The sequence below is a fragment of the Antarcticimicrobium sediminis genome (assembly GCF_004348975.1).
GTDB classification, from domain to species: domain Bacteria; phylum Pseudomonadota; class Alphaproteobacteria; order Rhodobacterales; family Rhodobacteraceae; genus Antarcticimicrobium; species Antarcticimicrobium sediminis.
This window is the reverse complement of record NZ_SMFP01000045.1, coordinates 1-4,707: the sequence shown is the minus strand read 5'-3', so window position 1 is coordinate 4,707 and position 4,707 is coordinate 1. Positions and strand designations below refer to the sequence as shown.

Below are 4,707 nucleotides of genomic sequence, written 5' to 3'. Positions count from 1 at the left end.
AACCAACATCCCACACTGTGCTCCCCGATAGCCTCGGGGGCATTATCCACATCAGTGTAAGGGGGTCATTTTTGGACGCCGATCACCCCGCTACGGGGTCAATTTTGCATGCCTGTTCACATTCTGTGGTCGTTCGCGAAAAGTGCGGCCTGGGTCATGGCATTGACTGCAGTGGTCGGGGCCTTCGGGCATCCCACCAGTTTCACCCATTGGCCGCTCACCGGCCTGTCGGTTCTCGGCGGCGTGCTGTTCGGCGTCGGGGCGGGGCTGAATGGCGGTTGCACGTTTTCGACGCTGACCCGCGCGGTGGATGGCAATATCGGCCTTTGGCTGACAGTTGCCGCCTGGCCGATCGGCATGTGGGTCGCCACGATGCTTCCCCTGCCCCACCCAAGGCCTGTCGTCGTCGCGCAGCCCAGCTATTCACTCGGTATCGTGCTTCTGCTTGGCCTTGCGTTGCTTTGGGAAGGCACTCTCATCTTGCGACGGTTCTGGCGAAAACACGGGGTGAAGCGGGTGCTCGGCGCTTCTGTCTACACGCTTTCCGCGGGGGCCGCGCTGGTCGGGCTGTCCAATGCCGTGATCATCGAGGCAACCGGCCCCTGGTCGTTCTCGTCGACCATCCTTTGCGGCATCGGAACCAGGTCAGGCACAAACTGCGCGCACCCCGTGCTGGCTTGGGCGATCCTCGGCGCGGCCATTCTGGGAATGGCATTCTCAAGCCTGCAACGCGGCTCGTTTGGCCTGAATATGCCGCGCGCCGGGGCAGCCCTTCGCCACGGTGCCGGCGGGATGCTCATGGGGATGGGGACAGTGCTGGTGCCCGGCGGCAATGACGGGCTGATCCTGTTTGCCATCCCCTCGCTGTCGCCACATGCGATTCCGGCCTACAGCGGCCTTTTTGCGGGAATCCTGGCAACGCTTTCCCTCATGCGCGCCTTCGGTCGCCAAATCCCGCCGGTACTGTGCAGCGGAGATATTTGCCGGGTGCGAAGTGCAAGCCCGCAACGGGCCGACATGAAGTAATGGCGGCAATGCCTGATTTGACCGAGAGGGGCTTTGTTGCAACAAAGCCGTGGCCAGACTGGATGCTCGAGGCGCTTGCCAACGCGCCCGACGACGTGCGGATAGCAGGGGAACTGATCCGTGGGACCGGACAAAGGCCTGCTGCATCGATCAAGATGCTGAGAAGTGTTTTCAAGGGCGAGTGGGTTTCCATAACAGATGAAAAGGGCGATAAAACATTCGATATCTATTGCCCCGCCCGTCTGAGAATGTTGGTCGAGAGTCTCGAGAAGGGTCCAAGGCATGTGCTGGCTAAATCGGAGAATGCTCCGCGGTCTTATGACAGCGTAGAAAAGTCATTCAGAGCATGGCGCACGACACTTGTTGACCTGGCCAAGGAGCACGGCGACTACGCAAGGCGTTACACTCTCCATGCCCTGCTGCGGCGCCTTTCTGGCGCCGCAGGGCGGGAACTTCAGACGTGTCGACGAAGCTCCTGCTCCGCGCGAATCCGGTCGAGCGCAGTGTGACGCGCGGGCACCAAGTCGTGGAGAAACTCGAGCACTCGCGCCAGTCCTTCTCCACGGTCCGAGCGGAACGGACTTGGACCTGTCGCGGTTTGATGCCGCTCCTTTGATAGCATTTACTGCACCAAAGGAGACGAACTATGGGCACGGGAAGAACGGATGAATTCCGCAAGGATGCAGTGCGAATTGCGCTGACCAGCGGGCTGACACGGCGGCAAGTTGCGGATGATTTGGGCGTTGGGCTGTCGACGCTGAACAAGTGGGTGACAGCGCACCGCGACACGGATGTGGTATCGCCCGAGGATCGCGAGCTTGCGCGGGAGAACGAACGGCTTCGACGTGAGAACCGCATCCTCAAGGAGGAGAGGGATATATTAAAAAACGGTTCTGGGCCGCTGCCCGCCTGTGCACGGTATAATCAGCCTGTGCTATGCTACGCCCGAAGGGCAGTTGCCGATGGCTTATTGGTGGGCTGGACCCCGTTAAAAAACGTGGCACATGGGCCGATGCGCACTTGAGAGTGGTGACGCCGCCATCGCGGCGATCCCGGTTAGGAAGATGACGAACTTGCATGGCCCACGCTCTTCGCCTTGAACGGAGGAGATGTCATGACAAAGCGTAAAACCGATGACCACCCGGAGCTGAAGATGGTCAACCCCAATGCGGCTGCGGTCGATATCGGCTCGACCATGCACATGGCCGCCGTCAACCCTGACATGGACGCCATGCCGGTGCGCGCCTTTGGGACATTCACCCAAAATTTACACGATCTTGCCGACTGGTTCCGGTCGTGCGGTGTCACCAGCGTGGCCATGGAGTCGACCGGCGTTTACTGGATACCGGCCTTCGAGATCTTGGAAGCGAATGGCTTCGAGGTCATCCTCGTGAACGCCCGCTACGCCAAGAACGTGCCTGGCCGCAAAACCGATGTCAGCGATGCCGGATGGCTGCGCCAGTTGCATTCCTATGGTTTGCTACGTGGCAGCTTCCGCCCCGAAGCCGAGATTGCCACTCTGCGCGCCTATATGCGCCAACGCGAACGTCTGACAGAGTATGCTGCCGCTCACATCCAGCACATGCAGAAGGCGCTGATGGAGATGAACCTGCAACTGCATCATGTCGTCTCCGACATCACAGGCGCAACGGGCATGCGGATCATCCGTGCCATCATCGGTGGAGAGCGTGATCCTGAAGTTCTGGCCGCCTTCCGGGATATCCGCTGCAAGTCATCGATGGACACGATCAAAGCCGCGCTGGTCGGTAATGATCGCGAGGAACATGTCTTTGCTCTCAAACAGTCGCTGGAGCTATACGACTTCTACAAAGCGCAGATTGAGGCGTGCGACCGCAGGCTGGAGGCGGCGGTTACCGCGCTGACTGTCCGGGCCGACAATGATTTGGCTCCGCTGCCAAAGGCACGGATCAAAGGCAAGCAGCACAACGCGCCGTCTTTCGATGTCCGGGCCGCGCTTTATGGGGTTTTGGGCACAGACCTGACGCAAATCCACGGTCTTGGTCCGTCGCTGGCACTGAAGCTGGTGGCCGAATGCGGCACGGACCTGCGCGCCTGGAAAAGTGCGAAGCACTTCACGTCCTGGCTCTGTCTGGCCCCCGGGAACAAGATCTCTGGGGGCAAGCTGCTGTCCTCTCGGACACGCCGATCCTCCAGTCGTGCGGCCGCTCTCCTGCGCCTGGCTGCTGTCACGATTGGAAAAAGCGACACGGCCTTGGGCGCGTTTTACCGTCGACTGTCATCCCGCATAGGCAAGCAAAAGGCGGTAACTGCCACGGCGCGCAAGATCGCAGTTTTGTTCTACAACGCCATCCGCCATGGCATGACCTACCAGGATCAGGGGGCGACAGCCTACGACGAGCGACACCGGCAACGCGTGCTGTCAAACCTTCAACGGCGCGCCAGGATCCTCGGATTTGCATTGGCGCCCATCCCCGAGACAGCGGCTGTTTCTTAGGAAGGACACGGTGTTCTTCGCGAGCCAAAAACCGTGAGGTTTAAGTTTATCCGCTGCCCGGCAGTGCATGTTTATATGCACGAGAGGGGAAGAGCTCCGATCCGCATTTTCCATCGGAAGACTGTGCAAGGTCATGGATGTCAGTCCGCGCGGCTTGCGGGCCTTCCGCAACCGCCCTGCCAGCCGCAGACAACGGTCTGATATGGTGACGTTGGCGCACATCAAAGAACAGTCACGCCTGAGCCTGGGCAGCTACGGCAGACCACGGGAAGAGCTGAAGGAAATCGGCTTGGATGTCGGTCATCGTCGCGTTGGTCGCCCCCTCTCGGCAAATTTGGCCTTGCCAAATCGCCTGCCGGACAACGGATGCGCCAGAACGGCATATCCGTTGTCCGAACGCGCAAACACAAGGTGACGACTGACAGCGATCACAAGTTCAACATTGCACCGAACCTGCTGGATCGTGACTTCTGCGCCAATGAGCCCAATCAAAAATGGGCTGGTGACATCAGCTATGTTTGGGCCCGCGAAGGCTGGTTGTATCTGGCTGTGATCCTGGACCTGCATTCTCGACGTGTGATCGGCTGGGCCGTGAGCAATCGGATGAAGCGCGATCTGGCGATACGTGCCCTACAGATGGCTATCGCAGTCCGCGCACCGGCGAAGGGCTGCATTCACCATACGGACAGGAGCAGCCAATGCTGTTCGCACGACTACCAGAAAATCTTGCGAAAGCATGGGTTCAGGGTGTCCATGAGTGGCAAGGGAAATTGCTATGATAACGCCGCTGTTGAAACCTTCTTCAAAACCATCAAGGCCGAGATGATCTGGCGACGGTCATGGGAAATCCGGCGGCAGGCTGAAATGGCCATCTTCGAATACATCAACGGCTTTTACAATCCGCGGCGGCGGCACTCAGCACTGGGCTGGAAAAGCCCTGTCGCTTTCGAACGAAAGGTGGCCTAAACGAGCACTTGGAGCGGTACAAAAACGCGACAGGTCCATTCGTCGGTTGGTCGAAATGCCTGCTCCCAGTCATAGTACACGAGCTGTTGCAACTGCACTGGATTACCTGTCCCGACATCCGGGAAAGCCGCGATCTTTTTGCCGAGATGGCTGGGTGTTTGACCGCCCTCACCGTCAGCTTTCGCTGTGGCTCTGGTCATAGGCAACGCGTGCCGCTTCGACCGCGTCCATGTTGTCGT

4 protein-coding genes and 2 pseudogenes are annotated in these 4,707 nt (G+C 59.4%); 5 read left to right on the top strand and 1 reads right to left on the bottom strand.

Annotated features, from left to right (window positions below):
• Positions 1-156 precede the first annotated feature (156 nt).
• From E1B25_RS21830 to E1B25_RS21815, 5 genes and pseudogenes are all read left to right on the top strand, one after another.
• A complete protein-coding gene (locus tag E1B25_RS21830; RefSeq protein WP_165937734.1) occupies positions 157-1,026 on the top strand; it encodes a YeeE/YedE thiosulfate transporter family protein in 870 nt (289 codons plus the stop codon).
• Positions 1,027-1,034: 8 nt separating this feature from the next.
• Complete coding sequence (locus tag E1B25_RS22325) at positions 1,035-1,535, top strand: hypothetical protein (RefSeq protein ID WP_165937733.1); 501 nt, start codon at positions 1,035-1,037, stop codon at positions 1,533-1,535.
• Between the two features lie 137 nt (positions 1,536-1,672).
• Positions 1,673-1,930, top strand: a pseudogene (locus E1B25_RS21825) (transposase); the annotation flags it as partial.
• Between the two features lie 210 nt (positions 1,931-2,140).
• Positions 2,141-3,502 carry an IS110 family RNA-guided transposase gene (locus tag E1B25_RS21820; RefSeq protein ID WP_132831669.1) on the top strand — a complete coding sequence of 454 codons (1,362 nt, stop codon included), beginning with the start codon at positions 2,141-2,143 and terminating at the stop codon, positions 3,500-3,502.
• A pseudogene (locus E1B25_RS21815) lies at positions 3,503-4,468 on the top strand (IS3 family transposase); the annotation flags it as partial.
• On the opposite strand, the gene E1B25_RS22440 reads toward E1B25_RS21815, so the two are convergent.
• On the bottom strand, positions 4,465-4,707 hold a 243-nt coding region (locus tag E1B25_RS22440; protein WP_206338617.1), incomplete at its 5' end, for a hypothetical protein. The pseudogene E1B25_RS21815 and the gene E1B25_RS22440 overlap by 4 nt on opposite strands.